The following is a 25,044-nucleotide window of genomic DNA, read 5'->3' on the forward strand; positions in this document are numbered from 1 at the left end:
ACTCCACTCAGCGGTAAACAGGGAAGTCGGCGCACAGGGCCGCAACGTTCTTCGCCACATCGGCTTCGACGTCAGCGTCACCGAGGTTGTCGAGGATGTCGCAGATCCAGCCGGCCAGGGCCACACACTGGGCGACCTTGAAGCCGCGGGTGGTGACAGCCGGGGTGCCGATGCGCAGGCCGGAAGTGACGAACGGCGACTGCGGGTCGTTCGGCACGGCGTTCTTGTTGACGGTGATGTGCGCGCGGCCCAGGGCAGCGTCGGCATCTTTGCCGGTCAGGCCCTGGCGGATCAGGCTGACCAGGAACAGGTGGTTGTCGGTACCGCCGGAGACCACGTCGTAGCCGCGGTCGATGAACACCTGGGCCATGGCCTGGGCGTTGTCGATGACCTGCTTCTGGTAGCTCTTGAACTCAGGCTCCTGAGCTTCCTTGAAGCACACAGCCTTGGCGGCGATGACGTGCATCAGCGGGCCGCCCTGGGCGCCGGGGAATACTGCGGCGTTGAGCTTTTTCTCGATCTCTTCGTTCGACTTGGCCAGGATCAGGCCGCCACGTGGGCCGCGCAGGGTCTTGTGGGTGGTGGTGGTCACCACGTCGGCGAACGGGATCGGGTTCGGGTACAGGCCAGCGGCAACCAGGCCGGCAACGTGGGCCATGTCGACGAACAGCAGCGCACCGACCTTGTCGGCGATGGCGCGAAAACGCGGGAAGTCGAGGGTCTTGGAATAGGCCGAGAAGCCGGCAACGATCATCTTCGGCTTGTGCTCGACGGCCAGGCGCTCGACTTCGTCGTAGTCGATCAGGCCAGTGTCGGTGTTGATGCCGTACTGCACGGCGTTGTAGAGCTTGCCCGAGGACGACACTTTGGCGCCGTGGGTCAGGTGGCCGCCGTGGGCCAGGCTCATGCCCAGGATGGTGTCACCGGCCTGCAGCAGAGCCAGGTACACGGCGCTGTTGGCCGAAGAGCCGGAGTGTGGCTGAACGTTGGCGTAGTCGGCGCCGAACAGCTGCTTGGCGCGCTCGATGGCCAGCGCCTCGACCTTGTCTACGTGCTCGCAGCCACCGTAGTAGCGCTTGCCCGGGTAGCCTTCGGCGTACTTGTTGGTCAGGCCGCTGCCTTGGGCCTGCATGACGCGCTTGCTGGTGTAGTTCTCCGAGGCGATCAGCTCGATGTGATCTTCCTGGCGCTGTTCTTCGGCATTCATCGCCGCCAGCAGTGCGTCGTCGTAACCCTGGATCTGGTCTTGCTTGCTGAACATCGTGGTTCTCCCGGCAGCGATCGTTTCTTGTCTGTAAGGCACTGTGGCCCTTTATGGCGATGGTATGACTGGCCGGGGTGGGTCAGATGCCTGCGCACGCCTTGCAATGGCGCGTTTACGACATTCGCCCGTCGGTTGCTCAAATCCCTGTAGGAGCGGCCTTGCGTCGCGAACGGGTCGCGCAGCGGCCCCAAGCTTCAGCAGCGCTTAAGCAATGGCTGGGGTCGCATCGCGACCCGTTCGCGACGCAAGGCCGCTCCTACATAGGCAACCGCTGAATCGATGGTTTAGAGTGCTGTTCTGCGTTGTTCACAGGACCGTGTCATGACAGATAAAAGCCAACAATTCGCCAGCGACAATTATTCCGGTATCTGCCCCGAAGCCTGGGCAGCGATGGAAAAGGCCAACATGGGCCACGACCGCGCCTACGGCGACGACCAGTGGACCGAGCGTGCCGCCCAGTACTTCCGCGAGCTGTTCGAAACCGACTGCGAAGTGTTTTTCGCCTTCAACGGCACCGCCGCCAATTCGCTGGCCCTGGCCTCGCTGTGCCAGAGCTACCACAGCGTGATCTGCTCCGAGACCGCCCACGTCGAGACCGACGAATGCGGCGCGCCGGAGTTTTTCTCCAACGGCTCCAAGCTGCTCACCGCGCCTAGCGTCAACGGCAAGCTGACGCCGCAATCGATCCGTGAAGTGGCGCTCAAGCGCCAGGACATCCACTACCCCAAGCCGCGTGTGGTGACCCTCACCCAGGCCACCGAAGTGGGCACCGTGTACCGCCCCGATGAGCTCAAGGCGATCAGCGCCACCTGCAAGGAGCTGGGCCTGAACCTGCACATGGACGGCGCGCGGTTCACCAATGCCTGCGCATTCCTAGGCTGCAGCCCGGCCGAGCTGACCTGGAAGGCGGGCGTGGATGTGCTGTGCTTTGGCGGCACCAAGAACGGCATGGCGGTGGGTGAAGCGATCCTGTTCTTCAACCGCGACCTGGCCGAAGACTTCGACTACCGCTGCAAGCAGGCCGGGCAACTGGCCTCGAAGATGCGCTTTTTGTCGGCGCCCTGGGTCGGGCTGCTGGAAGACGGCGCCTGGCTGCGCCATGGCAACCACGCCAACCATTGCGCGCAGTTGCTGGCGTCGTTGGTGAGTGACCTGCCGGGGGTGGAGCTGATGTTCCCGGTGGAGGCCAACGGGGTGTTCCTGCAGATGCCGGAGCCGGCGCTGGAAGCACTGCGTGGCAAGGGCTGGCGGTTCTACACCTTCATTGGCAGTGGCGGGGCGCGGTTCATGTGCTCCTGGGATACCGAAGAGGCACGCGTGCGCGAGCTGGCGGCGGATATCCGCAACATCATCGGCGCCTGACAGCTTGCCGGGAGGGCTTTGCCCTCCTTTCGCGACGCAAGGCCGCTCCAATCGTCTGTAGGAGCGGCCTTGTGTCGCGAATGGGCCGCAAAGCGGCCCCAGCGATCTAAAGTTTGAACCCGCCCATCTGCCGCGCAAGATCATCGGCCAGCCCACGCAACGCCTGGCACTCCTCGCGACACCCCTGCACTTCCGCCGCCGTTTCCCTGGCCAGGTCAGAAATCCCCTGCACCGTCCGGTTGATCTCCTCGGTCACCGCCGACTGCTCTTCCGTCGCCGTAGCCACCTGATGGTTCATGTCGCTGATGTGCTCGACCTGGTCGGTAATCGCCCCCAACGAGGCCCCGGTTCGCTGGCTCGACTCCACGCCACTGCCCGTCGCCTGCTGCCCCGCCTGCATCGACGTGACCGCCGAACCTGCCCCGTGCTTGAGGCGCTGGATCATCTGCTGAACTTCATCCGTGGACACCTGGGTACGCCGCGCCAGCGTCCGCACCTCATCGGCCACCACGGCAAAGCCGCGCCCCATCTCCCCTGCCCGCGCCGCCTCGATGGCAGCATTGAGCGCCAGCAGGTTGGTCTGTTCGGAAATGCTGCGGATCACCGCCAATACTTCATCGATAGAAGCGACTTCGTCGGCCAGTTGCGCCACCGCATCCGCAGCCTTGCCGATGTCACCCGACATGCCCTCGATACCCTGGATCGACCGGCGCACCACCTCACGCGCCTGCAAGGCTTCCTCGCGCGCTGACTGCGAAGCCTGCGCAGCATCGCCGGCGTTGCGCGCAATGTCCTGCACGGTCAGCCCCATTTCGTGCACGGCGGTGGCAACCATTTCGGTCATTTCCTGCTGCCGTCCGGAACGTTCGGCCGTGTTGTCCACTACCTGAGTCACCTGTTCGACCGCCCGATGCAAGCGCTCGGTGGTGCGCAGCACCTCGCCGATCAGCCCGCGCTGGCTGTCGAGAAAACGGTTGAAGCCGCGTGCCAGATCGCCCAGTTCGTCCTGACGCGAATCGTCCAGGCGATGGCTGAGGTCACCGGCACCGCTGCCAATCTGCACCAATGCGGCGGTCACACGGCGAATAGGCCGCACCAGCCCCCGCGCCAGCAGCACCACCAGCAACAACGAGAGCAGCGCCACACCCCCACCGATCAACGTGGTAAGCCACAGCGCCTGACGCATCTGCGCATAGATCTCTGCCTCCGGCACCTCGGCAACCAAGGTCCAGTTCAGGTCGCGCAAGGGCAAGCCCAAGGCCAGATAGTCTTCGCCATCACGCTGGAAACGGCTGGTGCGCAAACCCGGCTCACCACTGATCACCGCCTTGGCGGCCTTTTCATCAAGCTGCTGCGCGAGCTGTCGCTTGCCGCTGAAGGCATTGTCCGGATGCACCTGGATCAAGCCATCGTTGCGTACCAGAAACACCTTGCCGTGCTCGCCAAAGCTGAAGTCGTGGATCAGTTTCGACAGCTCGGTCATGCGCAGGCCCATGCCGGCCACACCGACCAGCTTGCCGTCCTTTTCCACGCGGTAGTCGATGAACAGCGCCAGCTCGCCAGTGGCACCATCGATGTCGATATTGATCAGGCGCTCGGCGCCGCTGTCGATGTAGCCGTAAAACCACTTGTCTTTGGGGTTGTCGCGGCTGAGGGTGCGGTCCAGGCCATTCTCGTTGTAGTAGTGGCCGGTCTCGGTCGAGGCGAAGAGTGTGGTGAAGGCTTGGTTGCGCTGCTTGGCGGCCTGCAGGTATTCGACAAAGCGCGGCAGTTCGCCAGCGTCTTCACCATCTGCCAGCCAATCACGCAGCAGCGTGTTGCCGGCGATGTCGGCTGCGGCTACCAGCGGCTGGCCAAGCATTCGCTCGATATCATTGCGGATGGCTTCGATGCTGGCCGGCAGCGCCGTGTCCACCAGGTAGCGATCGGTGAGGCGGTTGAGCGCCACGGTGAAAATGATCACGACCACCAGGATGCTCGCCAGCAGGGCCGCGCCCATGCTCGCGATCAACTGCCACTGGATACTTCGACGCCAGATACCCATGCCCCTTCCTCCCCAGGAATTTTTGTTTGGGGGAAAGTGTATACACTCAGGTATCCAGTTGTACCAGTGATCTGCAACAAGGATGAAGACGCGGTGGGGCAGGCAAGCCCGTCCCCACAGCGTTCAAGGTGGCTCTTACTGTTCGGCGATGGTCCGAACGATCGCGTCCACCGTGGCGTCGATCTGCGCCTGGGTACGCTCCAGGGTCTGCTGATGTTCCTTCTGCAGTTCAACCTGCTTGGAACACAGATTCAGGGCGGCCAGCACCAGCAGCTTGTCGCCGATCAGGGTCGGGTACGAACGTTTGGTTTCGGCAAGGGCGGTGTTGAGCATGCGTACCGCCTGCGCCAGGGTTTCTTCCTGGCCTTCGGGCGCCTTGATCGAATAGTCGTTGCCGAGGATCGACACGACATTGACCGGCTGCGCTTGCAGTCTCATGCGCCGACAACACCTGCACTGGCGCGCTCAACCAACGCCTGGATGCGCGCGGCGGTGGCGCCGTGCTTCTCTTCCTGCTCCATCAGCGACAGCTGCAGGGTTTCGTTCTCTTCCTTGGCCTGGGCCAGTTCCTGGCCAAGGGTGGTGTTCTGCTCGGTGAGTTGAGCGTTTTTCTGCATCAGGTCGCTGACCAGTTGCTCGAGTTGATTCAGGGAGGCTTCCAGCATGGGGTCTATCTCGGGTTGTTGCAAAGGGCGCACACGATAAAGAAAAGTGTGAGCCATCGCCATTAAATATCGGATTCTCAAGGTTTCTAACCCGCAGATTGACAGGGTATCGGGCCCCTTGTTCCGACCTGGGTCAACCGCTGGTCAGGTAAATGGATAGCTGGCTCACAACTTTCGCCGTTCACGCTCAAGACTGGCCGGTCACGACCGATAGCCAGGCAAGTCATATTTCGTCGCATGGAACGCGTCCACTTCTCTGTCTGGATTCCTCCTTCCATGTCCCTACGCAACATGAATATCGCCCCGCGCGCCTTGCTCGGGTTCGCCCTGATCGGCTTGCTCATGCTCGGCCTTGGTGTCTTCTCGCTCATGCAGATGGGCAACATCCGCCAGGCGGGCCTTGCCATCGAAAACATCAGCGTGCCCAGTATCAAGACCCTGGACGAACTGACCTCGCTCAACCTGCGCCTGCGCACCCTCTCCTACCGCTTGCTGCTCAACCGCGAGCCGGAAGTCCAGCGCGACACCTTCAACCTGCTGGACCAGCGCAACGCCGAGATCGACCGTGCTCGCCAGGCCTACCTGCCACTGATCAGCGCGGCTGACGAACAGGCCGCCTTCGACCAGTACACCGAACTGCTCAACCAGTACCGCCAACTGGAAGCACGCATGCGCAGCATGAGCCAGGCCAACCGCACCGACGAACTGCGTGGCCTGCTCAACCGCGACCTGTTGGCCAACTCCGAGCAGATCAACAAAGTCATGAACACCTTGGTGCGCATCAACACAGAACAGACGCGCGCAACCAACGAAACCGCTGCCAATCAGTATGCCGCGGCCTTCGCGTTGGTGATCGGCCTGCTGATTGCCGCAGCCGTGCTGACCTTCCTCTGCGCGTTGCTGCTAACCCGCAGCATCGTCAAGCCCATCGACGAAGCCCTCAAAGCCGCCGAGCAGATTGCCGACGGTGACCTGACCCATACCATCCGCGCCGAAGGCACCGATGAGGCCGCGCGCCTGCTGCGCGCGATGGCGCGCATGCAGGAAAAATTGCGCGACACCCTGCAGCTGATTGCTGGCTCCGCTACCCAGCTGGCGTCGGCCGCAGAAGAGCTGAACGCCGTTACCGACGAAAGCGCGCGTGGCCTGCAACAGCAGAACAACGAAATCGAGCAGGCCGCCACGGCGGTGACCGAAATGACCAGCGCCGTCGAGGAAGTGGCACGTAACGCGGTAAGCACCTCCGAAGCCTCCAGCGAAGCCAGCCGCTCGACCGGCGACGGCCGTGACCTGGTGCTGGAAACCGTGGGTGCCATCGAGCGGATGAGCGGTGATGTGCAGGCTACCGCCAAACTGATCACCCACCTGGCCGAACAGTCGCGCGACATCGGCAAGGTACTGGATGTCATCCGTGGCTTGGCCGACCAGACCAACCTGCTGGCGCTCAACGCCGCGATCGAGGCAGCCCGCGCGGGTGAAGCAGGCCGTGGCTTTGCCGTGGTGGCAGACGAGGTGCGCGCACTGGCCCACCGCACCCAGCAGTCGACCAGCGAAATCGAACGGATGATCGGCAGCATCCAAGGCGGCACCGAACAGGCGGTCGAATCGATGCGCACCAGCACCGAACGCGCCGAGTCGACGCTGAACATCGCCAAGGGTGCCGGCATGGCGCTGGACACCATTGCCGGGGCAGTGGCGCAGATCAATGAGCGCAACCTGGTAATCGCCAGCGCGGCGGAAGAACAGGCCCAAGTGGCGCGGGAAGTGGACCGCAACCTGGTGAATATCAATGACCTGTCGGTGCAGAGCGCAACCGGCGCGCACCAGACCAGCGCAGCGAGTGCCGAGCTGTCGCGCCTGGCTGTGGATTTGAATGGGCTGGTGGCACGTTTTCGTACCTGACATCGCCGGGGCCGCTTTGCGGCCCAATCGCCGGCAAGCCGGCTCCCACAAAGATCTGTGCCAGCTGTGCCATTGACAGCAGCGCTGCCGAACCTTGTGGGAGCCGGCTTGCCGGCGATTGGGCTGCAAGGCAGCCCCAGCAGTTTCCGGATCAGTAATCGATCCGCACATCCCCTTTCGGTACGCTGCAGCACGACAGGATGTAGCCCTCGGCTTCGTCCTCTTCGGTGATACCGCCGTTGTGCTCCATCTCCACTTCCCCGCCCAGCTTGAGCACCTTGCACGTCCCGCAAATGCCCATGCCGCAGGCTTTGGGAATCATCAGGCCAACCTTGGCCGCCGCCGCATGCACGGTCTCGCCTGGGGCAACCCGGATGCTCTTGTCGCTGCCGATGAACTCCACCAGGTTGAGCTCGGACACGTCCACTTCCGGCGCATCGGCCGCCTGCTCGGCATGCTCCACGGCATCGGCCTTGGCCTCTGCCGGCGTCGCGCCGAACGACTCCTCGTGGTAGTTCTTCATGTCAAAGCCGACAGCTTCGAGCATGCGCTTGACCGCGGTCATGTATGGCGTCGGGCCGCAGCAGAACACCGTGCGCTCCATGTAGTCAGGCGCGATCAACTCCATAAGCCGCTGGTTCAGATAGCCGCGATACCCCGCCCAAGGCTCACCCAGCCCGTGCTTCTCGCAAATGATGTGCAGGCTGAAGTTGGGGATGCGTGACGCCATCTGCTCCAGTTCGCGGTGGTAGATGATGTCTTTGGGCGAGCGGGCGCTGTGCACGAAGACCATGTCGACATTGGCGTTGGTGTCGTAGAACCAGCGCGCCATGGACATCACCGGCGTGATACCGACACCGCCGGAGAGGTAAAGCACCTTGCCCGCCGGGAAGTCGATGGCGTTGAACAGCCCCACAGGGCCGTGCACCGGCACTTCAAAGCCCTCGTGCATGGTGTCGTGCAGGTAGTTGGACACATGCCCGCCTGGCACCCGCTTGACCGTGATCGAGAAGCTGTAGGGCACCGACGGCGAACTGGAGATGGTATAGGAACGCATCACCGGCTTGCCTTCGATCTCCAGCTCCAGGGTGACGAACTGCCCAGGCTTGAAGAAGAACATGATCGGCTGGTCGGCCATGAAGCAGAAGGTGCGCACGTCCCAGGTCTCCTGGATGACCTTGACGCAGCGCACGATGTGGCGGCCATTGGCCCAGGTCTGGGTGGTGACCGGATTGAGGAAAGTATCGGACATGTTCATCTCCAGCGGCCGACAATTGGCCCTTTTCATGGCTGCGATAATGCGCAAGCTGAAGGCGCCGCACATTCCTGCCTGCGACATCGGCGTGCTTATCGCGACCAGCCCCGTGCTACAAGGGCTGGGGCGTCGTAATTCAAATCGGCCATGTCGCCCATGGATACGGTTCGCGGCGTCTTCGGACGCACACTCCACGGCAAAAGAACCTGCTGTTTTTTGACAGATGCTCTTGCGGCACCACAACAACGATTAGCCACCTTTTGCCGGCCGCATACGGCCCCGAGGATTACACGATGGACGTCACCGCAACCCTGAGCCTGGGCGATCCACTGGAACCTGCACGCAAGGCCACCGCCGAGATGCTGCAGACCCGCGAGCGCACCTACTCGCTGCCCCAGCCGTTCTACACCGACGAGCGTCTGTTCCAGATCGACATGCAGGAGATCTTCCACAAGGAATGGCTGATTGCCGGCATGACGTGCGAAATCCCGGCCAAGGGCAACTACATCACCCTGCAGATCGGCAAGAACCCGATCATCGTGGTGCGCGGTAGCGAAGGTAAGGTGCATGCCTTCCACAACGTCTGCCGCCATCGCGGCTCGCGCCTGTGCGTCAGCGAGAAAGGCAAAGTGGCGAAGCTGGTCTGCCATTACCACCAGTGGACGTATGAACTGGACGGCCGCCTGCTGTTCGCAGGTACTGAAATGGGCGCCGACTTCGACATGAAGGAGTACGGCCTGAAACCTGTGAACGTAAAGGTCGCCGGTGGCTACATCTTCATCAGCCTGGCGGAAAACCCACCTGCTATCGACGAGTTCCTGGCCACCCTGGACCACTACATGGAACCGTATGACATGGAGAACACCAAGGTGGCAGTGCAAACCACCTTGATGGAAAAAGCCAACTGGAAGCTGGTGCTGGAAAACAACCGCGAGTGCTACCACTGCTCCGGCTCACACCCGGAGCTGCTGCAAACCCTGCTGGAGTGGGACGACACCAACGACCCGCGCGCCAGCCAGGAATTCAAGGACCACGTGGCCGCCTCCGCCGCAGCCTGGGAAGCCGAGAAGATCCCGTACCTGCACAAGAGCCATGGCCTGCGTAACCGCATCGTGCGCATGCCGCTGCTCAAGGGCACCGTGTCGATGACCATGGACGGCAAGCAGGCCTGCCAGAAGCTGATGGGCCGTATCAAGAACCCGGACCTGGGCTCGATGCGCATCCTGCACTTGCCGCACTCGTGGAACCATTGCATGGGCGACCACATGATCGTCTTCACCGTATGGCCGATCAGCGCCCAGGAGACCATGGTCACCACCAAGTGGCTGGTGCACAAGGATGCCGTGGAAGGTGTCGATTACGACCCGGAACGTATGCGCAAGGTGTGGGATGCCACCAATGACCAGGACCGCCGATTGGCGGAAGAGAACCAGCGGGGCATCAACTCCACGGCTTACCAGCCGGGGCCGTACTCCAAGACTTATGAGTTTGGCGTGGTGAACTTCATCGATTGGTACAGCCAGCGCGTGCTGGAGAACCTTGGTGCAGAGCCGGCTGCGTACCTCAAGGAAGTGCAGGCTCAGTAAGTAGCCGTTCACCTTCGGCCAGTGGCGCCCGCCACTGGCTCAAGCTCGCTCCAAGATTGCCTTATGACGTTTACAGCCGCGCTGTTCCGCCTAACGGCCGAAGGCATCGGGCTTGCTGAACCTGCCCGGTTGGTGCCGTACCACCGAGCGGTAATGGGATATCGCTCCCACGACCTGGCCTGGGCCAACGACCACACCTCTTTGACCGATGTGCCCAGCGATATGACGGTCAGGGTCGCCAACGCCCATGTCTGCCAGTCTTCTCCTGGCTCCACGGTTCGGCTGATGCCCAGGGTGATGCCTAAAGCGGCACTGACACCACTTATCCCTGTGAACGCCCAATCGACCGATGACGGCGGTGATGTATGACTTTCCACGGTGCCATAGGTCATAAAGCCACCACGGCTGGCAGGATAGGATCCCGTTGCTTGGTGCATCTGGCGGGTTCGCCACATCGATCGCAGCCGTAGGCCACTGGTGAACGCACCCGCAAGGTTGGAAAGGATGCTCAGGATGGGAAACAGATAGTCAGTGGCCTCCTGGCCTGTCGGATCGCGATGGTTGATCGGGTCTCCAAGGCAATAAGCGTAAGCATTCAGGCCACCCCGAGCGAACGGGCTGAGTCGGTCAGGCGAACCAAAGCGCATCAGTGCCGGGCTAAAGGCACGGTGCCCGTTACCCAGCAGGTAGCAGCCACTGGCGTGATCGAGGTGGGCGTCTGAAAACCCCAACCAAGCGCCATCATTCGGCCTGAACCCGCCATAGGGGGTATAGCGTCGATGCAGGGGATTCCCGCTGCGCAGCACGGTGCGCTGGAGATCAGTCGCCAGCAGTGTGGTCGTGCCCATGGCAACGCTCCAGACCATTTGTGCCCTAACGTTAACAAGGGCTGTATGGAACGTTAACTGGCAGAAATGACAGTTACAGCTGGACCGGAGCGAAGGTCAGCCTCGTCAGATCATTTTTTGATCAAAACCCTGCAAGCCTTTGAAAGCAATGGCTGTAGCACTTACCAAACAACTTGCCCACAGGTTGACTAACAGACATTGTGGGCAAGTCATAGGGATGTTGATAACTGCTGTGGATAACAAAGCAAAACCTTAGGGGCCGTGGTGTTTAGACCCAGGTTTGAAGTAATTGGCGATTATTTGATCATATCCTTCAAGACGGCGTCCTTGCTGGCTTGCAGCGTTTGACAAACACTTTATCCACACCTTGGCGAACAGATTCCGTGGGTAACCTCAGCGCAATACGCCCTCCTCCACCAGCAACTTGAGAATCGCCTCGGCGCCTTCCTGTGGAGAAACGTCTTTCAAGACCTTACCGCCACCACCACTGGCCTTGGCCGTCGCGGCCTTCATCCGGTCGGCGCCGCTTTTGGCCTTGATCACCTTCAGGCGCTTGGGCCTTGGGCGGGCTGGTTGCAACTGCGCTTCGCCCAGCAGTTCATCCTCGACGATGGCGACATTGCGCGCCGCCAACACACCGCGCCGGGCCGGACCGAACGCGCTCTGCCGCGGTTTGGGCGCCGCGTTATCCACAGTTGCCAGCAACGGAAGACGTACCTTCAGCCTGCGCCGCTGCCCGCGAGGCAGCGCCTGCAGGACCTGAGCGGTGCCGTTGTCGATCGATTCCACTTCGGCCAGGCCGACTATCAGCGGCCAACCCAGTTTCTCGGCCAGCAGGAACGGCAACATGCCCGAACCCTCGCCGGTTTCAGCCTGGCTACCCGTTAGCACGAGCTGCGCACCGGCATCACGCAGGTAATCCCCAAGCACGCCCAGCACATCGGCTCCTGCCGGCTGCTCTAGCACATCGAGGTGGTCCAGGCCCATGCCCAGGTAAGCACGCAACGCCTCTTCATGCGGGTCGCCAGCATGCACCACCTGCAAGTTATCCCCAGCCAGCTGCAAGCCCAGCTCCACCGCACGGGCATCCTGCTCGGCGCGGCGGGCGCGGCCGGAGCTCGGGTGGGCACCGACGGAAACCAGGCTGATGACTTTAGTACTCATGCTCATGCCCCTATGCTGCGTCGCGCTGGCCGCCGCTGCGGAAGTTGTCCACAGCCTCGATCAAAGCCTTCAGAATCGCCGAGCTGTCGCCAATCACCGACAGGTCGGCCCGTTTGATCATGTCGCAGCCTGGGTCCATGTTGATCGCCACCACTTTGTCGCAGGCACCGATGCCTTGCAGGTGCTGGATCGCACCAGAGATACCCACAGCCACATAGACCCGTGCGGTAACCCAGGTGCCGGTTGCGCCCACCTGGCGGTTACGCGGCATGAAGCCATCGTCCACCGCCACCCGCGAAGCACCCTCGGTTGCCCCCAGGGCAGCAGTCGCCTGGTGGTAGAGGTCCCAATCCTTGACGCCGTTGCCCCCCGAGACGATGAATTCGGCCTCGGCCATGGCGATGGTCGCCGGGTCGACGGCCACCGAGCCAAGGTCCTCGATGCGCGGCAGGCTGCGCACCACGCCTGTGGACAACTCCACCGGCAATGCTTCGTGCCGGGTTTCGCTGACCGGTTCGGCGCATTCGGCGGCGCCCAGGATCAGGCGCGGCACCGCGCGTTGCAAGTCCTGCTGACCCGCACCAGCACGGCCGATGCACTGGCCGTCCTTGACCTGCCAGACGCGCGTCGCCGGGCGTTCGCCCAAGGCTGCAGCCAAGCGCCGGCCCAGTTCACCACCCCCGGTGCGGCTATCGGGCAACAACCAATGGCGTGGCGTGAACTGGTTATCCACAGCGCGCAGGCCCTGCACCCGTTGCTCCGGTGCATAACCTTCGAACTGTTCGCCGTCGATGACCAGCAAGCGGTCGACACCTGCTGTGGAAAACTTGCTTTCCTTGTGCTCACCAAACACCACGGCCAATACCGCGCCGTCACTGCCGGCCAGGCTGTGGGCGAGGCCGAGCAGGTCACGGTCATGGCTGCTGAGGCGGCCGCCCACCATGTCGGGCACCACGGCGATGTAGAACGCAGGCGCTGGCACCTGATGCAGCGGCAATTGCACTTCGGCCGCCGCGCTACGCCGCCCGCCGCCAGCGGTGCCCTGTTGAGCACCGCTACGGTCGATGCGCTTGAGGCCATTGGGGCCAATGAAACCGGCGGCAATGGCATGCGGGTTCTTGCGCATAAGGCCATTGGGGCCCAGCCAGCGGGTTTGTTGCGTCTGCAGCGCCGCATGCAGCGGATGCAGGCGGTTACGGGCGATCCACTCGGCGCGTGGGTCGCGGCGGATGATGTCGCTCATCAGTGCACCTCCGCAGGTTCACGTTCTACCGTTGGCGACTTTGGGGCCGCGGGCGTTTCCTCTTCGATCAGCACATCGGCTACCAACTCGGCGAGGTCCTTGATCTGTGGGCGCGGTTCGACCACCCCTTCGAGCATCGCAGTGCACTGCGGGCATCCCACCGCCACCAGCTCGGCCTGGGTCTGGCGAATGTCATCCATGCGCATGTCGGGGATACGTTGCTTGCCCGGGATGTCGGTGATCGGCGCACCGCCGCCACCGCCGCAGCAGCGGGAACGGAACCCCGAGCGCTGCATTTCGCGCACTTCGATACCCAGCGCCTTCAACACTTGCCGCGGGGCCTCGTATTCGCCGTTGTAGCGGCCCAGGTAGCAGGGGTCGTGATAGGTGACGCTGCCGCCCTTGTGCTGGCCGAGGTTGAGCTTGCTGGCTGCGATCAGTTCGGCGATGTAGGTGCTGTGGTGCTGCACCTGGTAGTCACCGCCCAACGCGCCGTACTCGTTCTTCAGCACATGGAAGCTGTGCGGGTCGCAAGTGACGATGCGCTGGAACTTGTACTTGGCCAGGGTCTGGATATTGCGTTTGGCCAACTGCTGGAAGGTCGCTTCGTCACCCAGGCGGCGCGCCACATCGCCGCTGTCACGCTCTTCCAGGCCGAGCACGGCGAAGTCCACGCCCGAGGCCTTGAGCACTTTGACGAACGACCGCAGGGTGCGCTGGTTGCGCATGTCGAACGCGCCGTCACCGACCCAGAACAGCACTTCGGTGGTTTTCACGTCAGACAGCAGGTTCAGGTTGAGATCAGCGGCCCAGTTCATCCGCCCGCCAGGGGCAAAGCCGCCCGGGTTGTCGGTCGCGATCAGGTTATCCAGCACCTCGGCGCCCTTGTTCGGGGTTGCGCCCTTTTCCAGGGTGAGGTGGCGGCGCATGTCGACGATGGCATCGACGTGCTCGATCATCATCGGGCATTCCTCGACGCAGGCACGGCAGGTGGTGCACGACCACAGTGTTTCGGCGTCGACCAGGCCGTTGACGATCGGTTGGTGTGGATTACCGCCGTGTTCGCCGATCGGCTTGCCAGGGTACGGGCTGCCGGCGAACTTGGCATCGGTGCCACCGGCCAGGCCGATGACCATGTCCTGAATGAGTTTTTTCGGGTTCAGCGGCTGGCCCGCAGCGAACGCCGGGCACACCGCCTCACATTTGCCGCACTGCACGCAGGCGTCGAAGCCCAACAGCTGGTTCCAGGTGAAGTCCACCGGCTTTTCCACGCCCAGCGGGGCGTTCGGGTCTTCCAGGTCCAGCGGTTTCAGGCCGGTTGAACGGCCACCGCCGAAGCGTTCGGCGCGGCGGTGCCAGGCCAGGTGCAGAGCCCCGGCAAAGGCGTGTTTCATCGGGCCGCCCCAGGTCATGCCGAAGAACAGCTCCGACACGCCCCACAGCACGCCCAGGCCAAGTACCGCGACCATCACCCAGCCGCCGGTGTTGGCGGGCAGGATGCCGGCCACCGGCAAGGTGGCGATGAAGAAGCTTGCGGCGAACACCAGCAGGCTTTTCGGCAGGCGCATCCATGGGCCTTTGGACAGGCGCGATGGCGGGTTGAGCCGGCGCTTGAAGACGAAGATGGCACCGGTGAACATGATTACAGTCGCCACCAGCAAGGCGTAGCCAAGGATCTTGCTCTGCAGGCCGAAGCCGTGCACCAGGATTGCCAGCACCGCCGACAGTACAAAGCCGCCCGCAGTGGCCACGTGGGTCTTGGACATGTACTTGTCGCGCTCGACCACGTGGTGCAGGTCCACCAGGTAGCGCCGCGGCATGGCCAGCAAGCCGCCGATCAGGTCGACCTTGGAGGCTCGGCCACGCCGCCACATGCGCACCCGGCGCAGGGCGCCGAGCACCGCCAGGCCAAGGGCAGCGAACAGCAGGATGGGTAACAGGGTGTTCAACATGGGGGGCTCCCACAACAGCTGGATTCTTGCGCTGCCCCGAAGGCCAGCGCGGACCCCATGTAGGAGCGGCTTTGTGTCGCGAAAGGGTCGCGAAGCGGCCCCAAAATCTATAGTGCTGTGAAGATCTTGGGGCCGCTTCGCGACCCTTTCGCGACACAAGGCCGCTCCTACACGGGGGGCCGGTCCCGCCCCTAGAGAGGCGGTGCGATCAGAAATCCTTGCACAGGCGCAAGGCGTCGTAGATCGCCGCATGCACGTTGCGCTGGGCCACGCAGTCGCCGATGCGGTACAGCAGGTAGCCCTCGCCCGGCTGGCTGAGGATCGGCTGTGGCTTGATGGCGAACAGCGCCTCCACGTCGATCTGGCCCTTGTTGCGCGAGCCTTCCTTGAGCGCGTAGTACAGCGCTTCGTCAGGGCGCACACCGTTCTCGACCACCACCTGGTCGACCACGCGCTCTTCCTTGGCGCCGGTGTATTCGTTCTCCAGCACCGCCACCAGCTTGTCGCCTTCGCGGTAGACCTTTTCCAGCATCATGTCGCCAGTCATGATCACTTCTTTGGGGTACATGCTGCGGTAATAGGTCGGGAAGCTGGTGCCGCCCATGGCAACGCCCGGCTTGATGTCGTCGGTGACGATTTCGACCTGGCTGCCCTTGTCGGCGATGAAGTCGGCCACCGACATGCCGGTGAACTCGCAGATGGTGTCGTACACCAGCACGTTCTTGCCCGGCGCAACCTTGCCGTCGAGCACGTCCCAGCTGCTGACCACCAAGCCTTCGGCAGCGCCCCAGTGCTCGTTCTGTTCCAGGAACGAGTGCCCGCCTACTGCCAGCACGATGACGTCCGGGCGCAGGTCTTCAATGGTCGCCACGTCAGCGGCAGTACCCAGGCGCAGGTCGACCTTCAGGCGTGCCAGCTCCAGCTGGTACCAGCGGGTGATACCGGCAATCTGGTCACGCTGCGGCGCCTTGGCGGCAATGGTGATCTGCCCGCCGATCTGGTCCTTTTTCTCGAACAGGGTCACGTCGTGGCCGCGTTCGGCAGCAACGCGCGCCGCTTCCATGCCGGCAGGGCCGGCGCCGACCACCACCACCTTGCGCTTGACGCCGGTGGTCTTCTCGATGATGTGCGGCACGCCCATGTATTCACGGGAGGTCGCGGCGTTCTGGATGCACAGCACATCCAGGCCCTGGTACTGGCGGTCGATGCAATAGTTGGCACCGACGCACTGCTTGATCTGGTCGATCTGGCCCATCTTGATCTTGGCGATCAGGTGCGGGTCGGCGATGTGCGCACGGGTCATGCCGACCATGTCCACGTAGCCGCCTTCGAGGATACGCGTGGCCTGGTTCGGGTCTTTGATGTTCTGCGCATGCAGCACCGGGACCTTGACCACTTCCTTGATGCCGGCTGCCAGGTGCAGGAACGGCTCTGGCGGGTAGCTCATGTTGGGAATGACGTTGGCCAGGGTGTTGTGGGTATCGCAACCCGAGCCGACCACGCCGATGAAGTCGATCATGCCGGTAGCATCGTAGTAGGCGGCGATCTGCTTCATATCCTCGTGGCTGAGGCCATCGGGGTGGAACTCGTCACCACAGATACGCATGCCCACGCAGAAGTCGTCACCGACTTCGGCTCGCACCGCTTTGAGCACTTCCATGCCGAACTTCATGCGGCCTTCGAAGGTGCCGCCCCACTCGTCAGTACGTTTGTTGACCCGCGGGCTCCAGAACTGGTCGATCATGTGCTGGTGCACAGCCGAAAGCTCGACACCGTCCAGGCCGCCCTCTTTTGCGCGCCGCGCAGCCTGCGCGTAATTGCCGATCACCCGCCAGATCTCCTCCACCTCGATGGTCTTGCAGGTGGCGCGGTGCACGGGTTCACGGATGCCGGAAGGCGACATCAGGGTCGGCCAGTTGAAACCGTCCCAGCGCGAGCGGCGGCCCATGTGAGTAATCTGGATCATGATCTTGGCGCCATGCTTGTGCATGGCGTCGGCCAGGTTCTGAAAGTGCGGGATGATGCGATCGGTCGACAGGTTGACCGACGACCACCATTCCTGCGGGCTGTCGATGGCCACCACGGACGAGCCGCCGCAGATCGCCAGGCCGATGCCACCCTTGGCCTTCTCTTCGTAGTACTTCACATAGCGGTCGGTGGTCATGCCGCCGTCAGTGGCGTAGACCTCGGCGTGCGCGGTGCTGAGCACGCGGTTGCGGATGGTCAGTTTGCCGATCTGGATCGGCTGGAACATTGCTTCGAATGCCATGACGCTATCTCCGGCTTACAACGGCTTTGTAACGAACAGGCCATCTTCGTGGCCTTCTTCCGACCCGCCATAGACCTGCTCGGCCACGGTGCGGATCGAGCTGCCACGGGCAGCGAGAATCTGGTCCATTGCGCCGGCGAACCAGCCGGTGAACATGTAGTCGACCTTGCGGCCGCACTTGCCATACACGTACACGAACGCCGAGTGTTTGAGCTTGACGCTGCAGGTGCCTTTGTCCAGGTCGATGTCCTGGATCTCGAACAGGCCCCAGCCACGCTGGGACAGGCGCTTCATGTAGTGCTCGAACACCGCCACGCCTTCCAGGCCATGGCACTCGGCTTCCTTCTCGCACCAGTGCCAGGCCGACTTGTAGCCTGCCTTGTAGAGGATCTCGGCATAGGCGTCGGCACCCAGCACTTCCTCGATGCCCATGTGGTTGTTGACGAAGAAATGGCGCGGTACATACAGCATCGGCAAGGCGTCGCTGGTCCAGACACCGGTTTCGCTGTCGACTTCGATTGGCAATTGCGGGGCGATCTTGGCCATGGAAACTCAACTCCATAAAAATTTGTTTTTGGCTGCCCCGACGTTGCTGGCCGGGGCCTTAAGGCTTGGAGAGCGGCTTACTCGCCCCAGACGTCCTTGAGAACGTTTACCCAGTTCTCGCCCATGATCTTGCGCACCACACGCTCGGAATGGCCGCGCTTGAGCAAGGTCTCGGTGAGGTTGGGGAACTCGCCGACGGTGCGGATGCCCAGCGGGTTGATGATCTTGCCGAAATTGGTCAGGCGACGGGCGTAACCCTTGTCGTGGGTCAGGTACTCGAAGAAGTCCTGGCCGTGGCCCTGGGTGAAGTCGGTGCCGATGCCGATGGCGTCTTCACCGACGATGTTCATGGTGTACTCGATGGCTTCGGCGTAGTCGTCGATGGTGGAGTCGATGCCCTTGGCCAGGAACGGCGCGAACATGGTCACGCCGACGAAGCCGCCATGGTCGGCGATGAACTTCAGCTCTTCATCCGACTTGTTGCGCGGGTGTTCTTTGAGGCCCGAGGGCAGGCAGTGGGAGTAGCAGACCGGTTTTTTCGACTCCAGGATGACCTCTTCGGAGGTCTTGGAGCCAACGTGGGACAGGTCGCACATGATGCCCACGCGGTTCATCTCGGCGACGATCTCGCGGCCGAAACCGGACAGCCCGCCATCACGCTCGTAGCAGCCTGTGCCGACCAGGTTCTGGGTGTTGTAGCACATCTGCACGATGCCCACGCCCAGCTGCTTGAACACATCCACGTAGGCAATCTGGTCTTCGAAGGCGTGAGCATTCTGGAAGCCGAAGAGGATACCGGTCTTGCCCAGTTCCTTGGCCTTGCGGATGTCGGCGGTAGTGCGCACTGGCATCACCAGGTCGCTGTTGTCGCGGATCAGCTTCTGGCTGGCAGCGATGTTGTCGACGGTGGCCTTGAAGCCTTCCCAGACCGACACCGTGCAGTTGGCTGCGGTCAGCCCGCCTTTGCGCATGTCCTCGAACAGTTCGCGGTTCCACTTAGCGATGATCAAACCGTCGATGACGATGCTGTCGGCGTGAAGCTCGGCTGGGCTCATCAGGCTGTCCCCTTTTATTGAGTGGGTTCGTGCCGAACGTTGTGCCGGCGCTTTGGGGCCAGCATATGCCTGTGCCCAAGGGCGCCCCGATGCAAAAACGACAGGGGGTTTGCCGAAAGCGTCAATGCGCGACATGACCGCGTCTGGCATGCCGTTCGGGGATGCGAGACAGTCTCGATAACGACCCTTTGCGGCCGTTGCATGAACATTTGCCTGGGGAGCTATCGCCAACTCTGCAGCTGAGCGAGAATCTTGGCGATTCGACAGCCTGTTGAGGAGAAACGGATGAAATCAATGGCATGGCTGGTGCTGCTGGCCATCATGAGCGGGGCCCAGGCCGGTGAGGAAGAAAGCACGCCTTGCGACAATGTCGAGACCGACCAGCAGATGTTCGCCTGCGCGGCATTCAACAAGCAGACCGCCGAGCGTGAGCTGAAATCGGCTTACGATGACCTGATCCAACGTATTGGCGACCAGTATGCCGACGAAGCGGACAAGGCCAACGCGCTCAGCGGGCGCATGGAAGCCGCTGAAAAGCTCTGGACGCAGCTGCGTGATGCCGATTGCAAGGTCGAGACTTACGCCGAGCAGCCTGGCAGCAAGGCGTTTGAAGCCGCATGGAATAACTGCGTGGCGCAGCGCAGTGATGACCGCTCGGAATACCTGCAGTCCATAGGGCAGCAGTAAACATCGACTTGCAACTCAATCCCCATGTAGGAGCGGCCAGCGCCCGGGCACGGATCTTCACACCGTTCTGGCCAACCGATCCTCCCGGGGGCAGCGTTCGTACCGCGCCCGGTAGCAGCGGGTGAAATACGACGCCGACTCGAACCCACACGCCACCGCCACCTCCAGCACACTCATCTCAGTCTGGCGCAACAACTGCCGTGCCTTGTCCAGCCGCAGGCGCAGATAAAAGCCGCTTGGTGTGTCATCCAGGTGCAGGCGGAACAGCCGCTCCAGCTGCCGCCGGGTCACCTGCACCGCATCGGCCAGCACCTGCGTATTGAGCGGCTGCTCGGTGTTGCGCTCCATCTCGCCAATCACCTTCACCAGCTTCTTGTTGCTGATGCCATAGCGGCTGGCAATCTGCATGCGCTGGTGGTCCTGGCGCGGGCGGATACGCCCGAGCACGAACTGCTCCGATACCTGCACCGCCAGCTCGCTGCCGTGGGCCTGGGCGATCAGGTCGAGCATCAGGTCGATAGAAGCCGTGCCCCCGGCGCAGGTGATGCGCCGACGGTCGATCTCGAACAGCTCCTGGGTCGCCTGCAAGCGTGGGTAGCGCTCCTTGAAGGCGTCCAGCGCTTCCCAGTGCAGGGTGGCGCGATGGCCGTCGAGCAAGCCCGCCTCGGCCAGCACCACGGGGCCAGTGTCGATCCCGCCAAGGATGACCCCTTCGTGATCGAGGCGGCGCAACGCCTGCTGCAACGCAGGGCCGTAGCTGGCCAGCGGATCGAAGCCGGCGACGATCAACAGTATTGCGCCCGCCTCTCCTTCTCCCAGCGCGCCATCGGCATTCACCGACATGCCATTACTGGCCTCCACCGCGCCGCCATCCAGGCTCAGCACCCGCCAGCGGTACGACGGCGCCTTGAACCGGTTGGCCACGCGCAGCGGCTCCAGGGCACTGATGAAGCCCATGGCCGAGAACCCCGGCAGCAGCAGGAAATGGATCAGTTGCGGCATTGCTTGCTCCACGTCACAGGTGGTCGCTTCCGTGCAAGTGTTGGTCGCCAGGGTGCGATTTTCCACCCTGGCGCCAGCGTAGCGTATTCACACGGTCCGCAGAGGCCGCCCTCAATAACAATATGCACTGCCGATGGAGAGCCACCATGCACAGCTTGATCCGCCGCAGCCTGTTGTCACTTGCCCTGAGCAGCATCGTTGCCACACCGCTTTTCGCCGCAGAACCTGCGGCCTGCAAGAACGTACGCCTTGGCGTGGTCAACTGGACCGACGTCATCGCCACCAGCGCCATGGCGCAAGTGTTGCTCGACGGCCTGGGTTACCAGACCAAACAGACCAGCGCCTCGCAGCAGATCATCTTTGCCGGCATCCGCGACAAGCGCCTGGACATGTTCCTGGGTTACTGGAACCCGATCATGACCCAGACCATCACGCCGTTCATCGATGCCCAGCAGGTCAAGGTGCTCGACGCACCCAGCCTGGAAGATGCCCGGGCCACCTTGGCCGTACCCAAGTACCTGGCCGACAAAGGCCTGAAGAGCTTCGCAGATATCCACAAGTTCGAGAAAGAGCTGGGCGGCAAGATCTACGGCATCGAGCCCGGGTCCGGCGCCAACACCCAGATCAAGGCGATGATCGCCAAGAACCAGTTCGGCCTGGGCAAGTTCCAGCTGGTCGAGTCCAGCGAGGCCGGCATGCTCGCCGCAGTCGACCGCGCCGTACGCCGCAAGCAGGCCGTGGTGTTCTTCGGCTGGGCGCCGCACCCGATGAACGTGAACATCGACATGGTCTACCTGGGTGACAGCCAGGATGCCCTGGGCCCTGACGAAGGCCGCGCCACGGTGTGGACCGTCACCGCACCGGACTACGCCCAACGCTGCCCCAACGCGCATCGCCTGCTGGCCAACCTGAAATTCAGCGCCGAAGACGAGAGCCGCATGATGCAGCCGCTGCTCGACCACAAGGACGCGCTGGAGTCGGCCCGCCAGTGGCTCAAGGACCACCCCGAGGACAAGGCGCGCTGGCTTGAAGGGGTAACCACCTTCGATGGCAAGCCTGCAGCGGACAACCTCAAGCTCACCGCCAACTGACAGGGCCCCATCGCCTGTAGGAGCGGCCTTGCGTCGCGAAAGGGCCGCAACGCGGCCCCAGGATCTGTGCGCGCTGCACAAACCCAAGGGCCGCTATGCGCCCCCTTCGCGACACAAGGCCGCTCCTACGCCGATTGGGCCACCACAACCCTGACAAGGAACCACCATGAACCACGACGTCATCATCACCTGCGCCCTCACCGGCGCCGGCGACACGGTCGCCAAGAGCCACCTGGTCCCGGTCACCCCCAAGCAGATCGCCGAGTCCGCCGTAGAGGCCGCCAAAGCCGGCGCCACCGTGGTCCACTGCCACGTCCGCGACCCGCAAACCGGCCGTTTCAGCCGCGACGTGAACCTGTACCGCGAGGTCATGGAACGCATCCGCGAAGCCGACGTGGACATCATCGTCAACCTCACCGCCGGCATGGGCGGCGACCTGGAAATCGGCCCGGGCGAGTCGCCCATGGAATTTGGCCCGGGCACCGACCTGATCGGCCCGCTGGAGCGCCTGGCCCACATCGAAGCACTGCTGCCGGAAATCTGCACGCTCGATTGCGGCACCCTCAACTTCGGCGACGGCAACGCCATCTACGTCTCCACACCGGCGCAATTGCGCGCCGGCGCCAAACGCATCACCGAACTGGGCGTGAAAGCCGAACTGGAAATCTTCGACACCGGCCACCTGTGGTTCGCCAAGCAGATGATCAAGGAAGGCCTGCTGCATGACCCGCTGTTCCAGCTGTGCCTGGGCATACCGTGGGGCGCACCGGCCGACACCACCACCATGAAAGCGATGGTCGACAACCTGCCTGCCGACGTCACCTGGGCCGGCTTCGGTATCGGCCGCATGCAGATGCCCATGGCGGCACAGGCGGTGCTGCTGGGCGGCAACGTACGGGTGGGCCTTGAGGACAACCTGTACCTGGACAAAGGCGTGTTGGCCAGCAATGGCCAACTGGTAGAGCGCGCGAGCGAAATCATCACCCGCATGGGTGGGCGCATCCTCACCCCGGCAGAAGGCCGGGAAAAAATGAACCTCAAACGCCGCTGATACCCCGGAGTCCGATATGCCTTTCATCACCGAGATCAAGACCTTCGCCGCCCTGGGTAGCGGCGTGATCGGCAGCGGCTGGGTTGCCCGCGCGCTGGCCCATGGCCTGGATGTGGTCGCCTGGGACCCGGCACCCGGCGCCGAGCAGGCCCTGCGCAAGCGTGTCGCCAACGCCTGGCCGGCGCTTGAAAAACAAGGCCTGGCCCCTGGCGCAGCACAGGAGCGCCTGACCTTCGTCAACACCATCGAGGCGTGTGTGCGTGACGCCGACTTCATCCAGGAAAGCGCACCCGAACGCCTGGACCTCAAGCTCGACCTGCATGCAAAGATCAGCGCCGCGGCCAAGCCGAACGCGATCATCGGCTCCAGTACCTCGGGGCTGTTGCCCAGCGAGTTCTATGAGGCCTCCACTCACCCCGAACGCTGCGTGGTCGGCCACCCGTTCAACCCGGTCTACCTGCTGCCATTGGTGGAAATCGTCGGCGGTAACCATACTTCGCCTGAGGCGATCGACGCCGCAAAAACCATCTACACCGCGCTCGGCATGCGCCCGCTACACGTGCGCAAGGAAGTCCCCGGCTTCATCGCCGACCGCCTGCTCGAAGCGCTGTGGCGCGAGGCGCTGCACCTGGTCAACGACGGTGTGGCTACTACTGGCGAAATCGATGATGCCATCCGCTTCGGCGCTGGCCTGCGCTGGTCGTTCATGGGCACGTTCCTGACCTACACCCTGGCCGGTGGCGATGCCGGCATGCGCCACTTCATGTCGCAGTTCGGCCCGGCGCTGAAACTGCCCTGGACCTACCTGCCGGCACCGGAGCTTACCGACAAGCTGATCGACGATGTGGTGGACGGCACCGCCGAGCAACTGGGCGAACGCAGCATCGCCGCGCTGGAGCGCTATCGTGATGACACCCTGCTGGCGGTGCTGGAAGCGGTGAGGACCAGCAAGGCCAGCCACGGCATGTCGTTCAGCGACTGAGGAGACCACGATGCCCGCACTGATCACCTACCGCACCCCAGTCCAGGAGGACTGGGTCGACTACAACGGCCACCTGCGCGATGCCTATTACCTGCTGATCTTCAGCTACGCCACCGATGCGCTGATGGAGCGCATCGGCCTGGATGCCGATAGCCGTGGGCAGAGTGGGCATTCGCTGTTCACCCTGGAGGCGCACATCAACTATTTGCATGAAGTGAAGCTTGGCACTGATGTGTGGGTGCAGACGCAGATCATCGGGTTCGACAAGAAGCGCCTGCACGTTTACCACAGCCTGCACCGCGCAGGGTTCGACGAAGCGCTGGCGGCCAGCGAGCAGATGCTGCTGCATGTGGACCTGGCAGGGCCGAAGGCGGCGCCGTTCAGCGAGGGCAGCATGGCATTGCTGCAGGGCCTGGTGGATGAACAGCGTCATCTTCCAGCGCCAGCCTATGTGGGACGTGTGATTGGCCTGCCCAAAAAATAACCCCGCAAAGCCGTGAGCCAGCGGGGCCAAGAGCGAGCAACATCCACTGTGCATGTGTGAGGGTGACCAAACCCTGCGGTACCGTGAATGAGGCCAGTGTGCGATCTTCCCGGCACTGGGAATTAGCCGGGAACGACCTGTTCTTAGCCAAAGCAGTCATGCCGGCATTCTGTGGTTGCGGCCGTGTCGCTGGCGACACAGAATCGATCGTAAATCACAGCAGCACTCTTTTCGCGATAAAAGGGACAACAGCCATGATGCATGCGGATTTGATTGATCAGGACGACCTCGCCGGCCAACTGCGCGCGCGCGGGTTCGACATCCCTGCCGGGGCCAGTGCCGAGCAGGCCTGCGAGGCGGTGGTGCGTGGGCTGACCGAGCCTAACGCGCGGGCGCTCAAGGGCATGGTCGAGCAAATGTACACAGGCAGTGCGACGATTCTGCCGGCGGTGCGCCAGGCGATCGACAAGCAGTTGCTGCCAGCGCTTGCAAGTTTCAACAAGCGCGCCTGATCGCGTATTTCTGTACTGGCCTCATCGCCGGCAAGCCGGCTCCCACAGATTCACCACCAAGCCCGAGAGCGGTGTGGAAC

General features: G+C 62.9%; 22 protein-coding genes and 1 pseudogene. 9 read left to right on the top strand and 14 right to left on the bottom strand.

Annotation, left to right across the window (positions count from 1 at the left end; genetic code table 11):
• Positions 1 to 7: 7 nt before the first annotated feature.
• Positions 8 to 1,261 carry a serine hydroxymethyltransferase gene (locus tag ACEWE8_RS15580; protein WP_046787512.1) on the bottom strand — a complete coding sequence of 418 codons (1,254 nt, stop codon included), beginning with the start codon at positions 1,259 to 1,261 and terminating at the stop codon, positions 8 to 10.
• A 324-nt stretch (positions 1,262 to 1,585) separates the two neighbouring features.
• Between ACEWE8_RS15580 and ACEWE8_RS15585 the strand changes: the two genes are divergently transcribed.
• Positions 1,586 to 2,626: a low specificity L-threonine aldolase gene (locus ACEWE8_RS15585; protein WP_046787511.1), complete on the top strand. Its 1,041-nt coding sequence runs from the start codon at positions 1,586 to 1,588 to the stop codon at positions 2,624 to 2,626.
• 106 nt (positions 2,627 to 2,732) lie between these two features.
• On the opposite strand, the gene ACEWE8_RS15590 is transcribed toward ACEWE8_RS15585, so the two are convergent.
• The 4 genes and pseudogenes from ACEWE8_RS15590 to ACEWE8_RS15605 form a co-directional block, all read right to left on the bottom strand.
• The gene (locus ACEWE8_RS15590; RefSeq protein ID WP_395589324.1) at positions 2,733 to 3,470 is read right to left on the bottom strand and encodes a methyl-accepting chemotaxis protein; all 738 of its coding nucleotides are present in this window, start codon (positions 3,468 to 3,470) and stop codon (positions 2,733 to 2,735) included.
• 126 nt (positions 3,471 to 3,596) lie between these two features.
• Positions 3,597 to 4,670: pseudogene (locus tag ACEWE8_RS15595) on the bottom strand (cache domain-containing protein); the annotation flags it as partial.
• A gap of 135 nt (positions 4,671 to 4,805) precedes the next feature.
• Positions 4,806 to 5,108 carry a cell division protein ZapA gene (locus tag ACEWE8_RS15600; protein WP_012316646.1) on the bottom strand — a complete coding sequence of 101 codons (303 nt, stop codon included), beginning with the start codon at positions 5,106 to 5,108 and terminating at the stop codon, positions 4,806 to 4,808.
• Positions 5,105 to 5,335 carry a hypothetical protein gene (locus tag ACEWE8_RS15605; RefSeq protein WP_012316647.1) on the bottom strand — a complete coding sequence of 77 codons (231 nt, stop codon included), beginning with the start codon at positions 5,333 to 5,335 and terminating at the stop codon, positions 5,105 to 5,107. The genes ACEWE8_RS15600 and ACEWE8_RS15605 overlap by 4 nt, the downstream gene beginning before the upstream one ends.
• Before the next feature lie 276 nt (positions 5,336 to 5,611).
• On the opposite strand from ACEWE8_RS15605, the gene ACEWE8_RS15610 reads away from it, so the two are divergent.
• Positions 5,612 to 7,237 carry a methyl-accepting chemotaxis protein gene (locus ACEWE8_RS15610; protein ID WP_046787509.1) on the top strand — a complete coding sequence of 542 codons (1,626 nt, stop codon included), beginning with the start codon at positions 5,612 to 5,614 and terminating at the stop codon, positions 7,235 to 7,237.
• Between the two features lie 151 nt (positions 7,238 to 7,388).
• Here ACEWE8_RS15610 and gbcB read toward each other — a convergent pair whose 3' ends face one another.
• Complete coding sequence (gbcB, locus tag ACEWE8_RS15615) at positions 7,389 to 8,489, bottom strand: glycine-betaine demethylase subunit GbcB (RefSeq protein ID WP_046787600.1); 1,101 nt, start codon at positions 8,487 to 8,489, stop codon at positions 7,389 to 7,391.
• A gap of 296 nt (positions 8,490 to 8,785) precedes the next feature.
• Between gbcB and gbcA the strand changes: the two genes are divergently transcribed.
• The gene (gene gbcA, locus ACEWE8_RS15620) at positions 8,786 to 10,078 is read left to right on the top strand and encodes a glycine-betaine demethylase subunit GbcA (RefSeq protein WP_012316650.1); all 1,293 of its coding nucleotides are present in this window, start codon (positions 8,786 to 8,788) and stop codon (positions 10,076 to 10,078) included.
• An 8-nt stretch (positions 10,079 to 10,086) separates the two neighbouring features.
• Here the strand turns inward: gbcA and ACEWE8_RS15625 are convergent, their stop codons facing one another.
• The 7 genes from ACEWE8_RS15625 to ACEWE8_RS15655 all read right to left on the bottom strand — a co-directional run bounded on the left by ACEWE8_RS15625 (position 10,087) and on the right by ACEWE8_RS15655 (position 19,155).
• On the bottom strand, positions 10,087 to 10,926 hold the full coding sequence (locus ACEWE8_RS15625) for an RHS repeat-associated core domain-containing protein (RefSeq protein WP_395589323.1): 840 nt from the start codon (positions 10,924 to 10,926) through the stop codon (positions 10,087 to 10,089).
• Positions 10,927 to 11,319: 393 nt separating this feature from the next.
• Positions 11,320 to 12,090 (bottom strand): electron transfer flavoprotein subunit beta, encoded by a 771-nt coding sequence (locus ACEWE8_RS15630; protein ID WP_046787599.1) that lies wholly within the window; start codon positions 12,088 to 12,090, stop codon positions 11,320 to 11,322.
• Positions 12,091 to 12,100: 10 nt separating this feature from the next.
• Positions 12,101 to 13,333, bottom strand: coding sequence for an electron transfer flavoprotein subunit alpha/FixB family protein (locus tag ACEWE8_RS15635; protein WP_046787507.1), 1,233 nt, complete (start codon positions 13,331 to 13,333; stop codon positions 12,101 to 12,103).
• The gene (gene dgcB / locus ACEWE8_RS15640; protein WP_046787506.1) at positions 13,333 to 15,285 is read right to left on the bottom strand and encodes a dimethylglycine demethylation protein DgcB; all 1,953 of its coding nucleotides are present in this window, start codon (positions 15,283 to 15,285) and stop codon (positions 13,333 to 13,335) included. Before dgcB ends, ACEWE8_RS15635 begins: the two co-directional genes overlap by 1 nt.
• A 208-nt stretch (positions 15,286 to 15,493) precedes the next feature.
• Positions 15,494 to 17,554 carry a dimethylglycine demethylation protein DgcA gene (gene dgcA / locus ACEWE8_RS15645; RefSeq protein ID WP_046787505.1) on the bottom strand — a complete coding sequence of 687 codons (2,061 nt, stop codon included), beginning with the start codon at positions 17,552 to 17,554 and terminating at the stop codon, positions 15,494 to 15,496.
• A 15-nt stretch (positions 17,555 to 17,569) separates the two neighbouring features.
• The gene (locus ACEWE8_RS15650) at positions 17,570 to 18,100 is read right to left on the bottom strand and encodes a DUF5943 domain-containing protein (protein WP_012316656.1); all 531 of its coding nucleotides are present in this window, start codon (positions 18,098 to 18,100) and stop codon (positions 17,570 to 17,572) included.
• Between the two features lie 77 nt (positions 18,101 to 18,177).
• A complete protein-coding gene (locus ACEWE8_RS15655; RefSeq protein ID WP_003257506.1) occupies positions 18,178 to 19,155 on the bottom strand; it encodes a dipeptidase in 978 nt (325 codons plus the stop codon).
• A 285-nt stretch (positions 19,156 to 19,440) separates the two neighbouring features.
• Here ACEWE8_RS15655 and ACEWE8_RS15660 point away from each other — a divergent pair, with 285 nt between their 5' ends.
• Complete coding sequence (locus ACEWE8_RS15660; protein WP_046787504.1) at positions 19,441 to 19,842, top strand: lysozyme inhibitor LprI family protein; 402 nt, start codon at positions 19,441 to 19,443, stop codon at positions 19,840 to 19,842.
• A gap of 57 nt (positions 19,843 to 19,899) precedes the next feature.
• Here ACEWE8_RS15660 and ACEWE8_RS15665 read toward each other — a convergent pair whose 3' ends face one another.
• Entirely contained in the window at positions 19,900 to 20,844 is a 945-nt protein-coding gene (locus tag ACEWE8_RS15665) for a GlxA family transcriptional regulator (RefSeq protein ID WP_046787503.1), read from the bottom strand.
• Between the two features lie 146 nt (positions 20,845 to 20,990).
• On the opposite strand from ACEWE8_RS15665, the gene choX reads away from it, so the two are divergent.
• From choX to ACEWE8_RS15690, 5 genes are all read left to right on the top strand, one after another.
• The gene (choX, locus tag ACEWE8_RS15670) at positions 20,991 to 21,935 is read left to right on the top strand and encodes a choline ABC transporter substrate-binding protein (RefSeq protein WP_046787502.1); all 945 of its coding nucleotides are present in this window, start codon (positions 20,991 to 20,993) and stop codon (positions 21,933 to 21,935) included.
• A 166-nt stretch (positions 21,936 to 22,101) separates the two neighbouring features.
• Positions 22,102 to 22,986 carry a 3-keto-5-aminohexanoate cleavage protein gene (locus ACEWE8_RS15675; protein WP_046787501.1) on the top strand — a complete coding sequence of 295 codons (885 nt, stop codon included), beginning with the start codon at positions 22,102 to 22,104 and terminating at the stop codon, positions 22,984 to 22,986.
• Positions 22,987 to 23,002: 16 nt separating this feature from the next.
• Positions 23,003 to 23,968: an L-carnitine dehydrogenase gene (locus tag ACEWE8_RS15680; protein ID WP_046787500.1), complete on the top strand. Its 966-nt coding sequence runs from the start codon at positions 23,003 to 23,005 to the stop codon at positions 23,966 to 23,968.
• A gap of 10 nt (positions 23,969 to 23,978) precedes the next feature.
• Complete coding sequence (locus ACEWE8_RS15685) at positions 23,979 to 24,452, top strand: thioesterase family protein (RefSeq protein WP_115273095.1); 474 nt, start codon at positions 23,979 to 23,981, stop codon at positions 24,450 to 24,452.
• A gap of 254 nt (positions 24,453 to 24,706) precedes the next feature.
• Positions 24,707 to 24,964 (top strand): hypothetical protein, encoded by a 258-nt coding sequence (locus ACEWE8_RS15690; protein ID WP_039604371.1) that lies wholly within the window; start codon positions 24,707 to 24,709, stop codon positions 24,962 to 24,964.
• Positions 24,965 to 25,044: the final 80 nt, after the last annotated feature.

The organism is Pseudomonas sp. TR47, assembly GCF_044143025.1.
Taxonomy (GTDB): domain Bacteria; phylum Pseudomonadota; class Gammaproteobacteria; order Pseudomonadales; family Pseudomonadaceae; genus Aquipseudomonas; species Aquipseudomonas putida_E.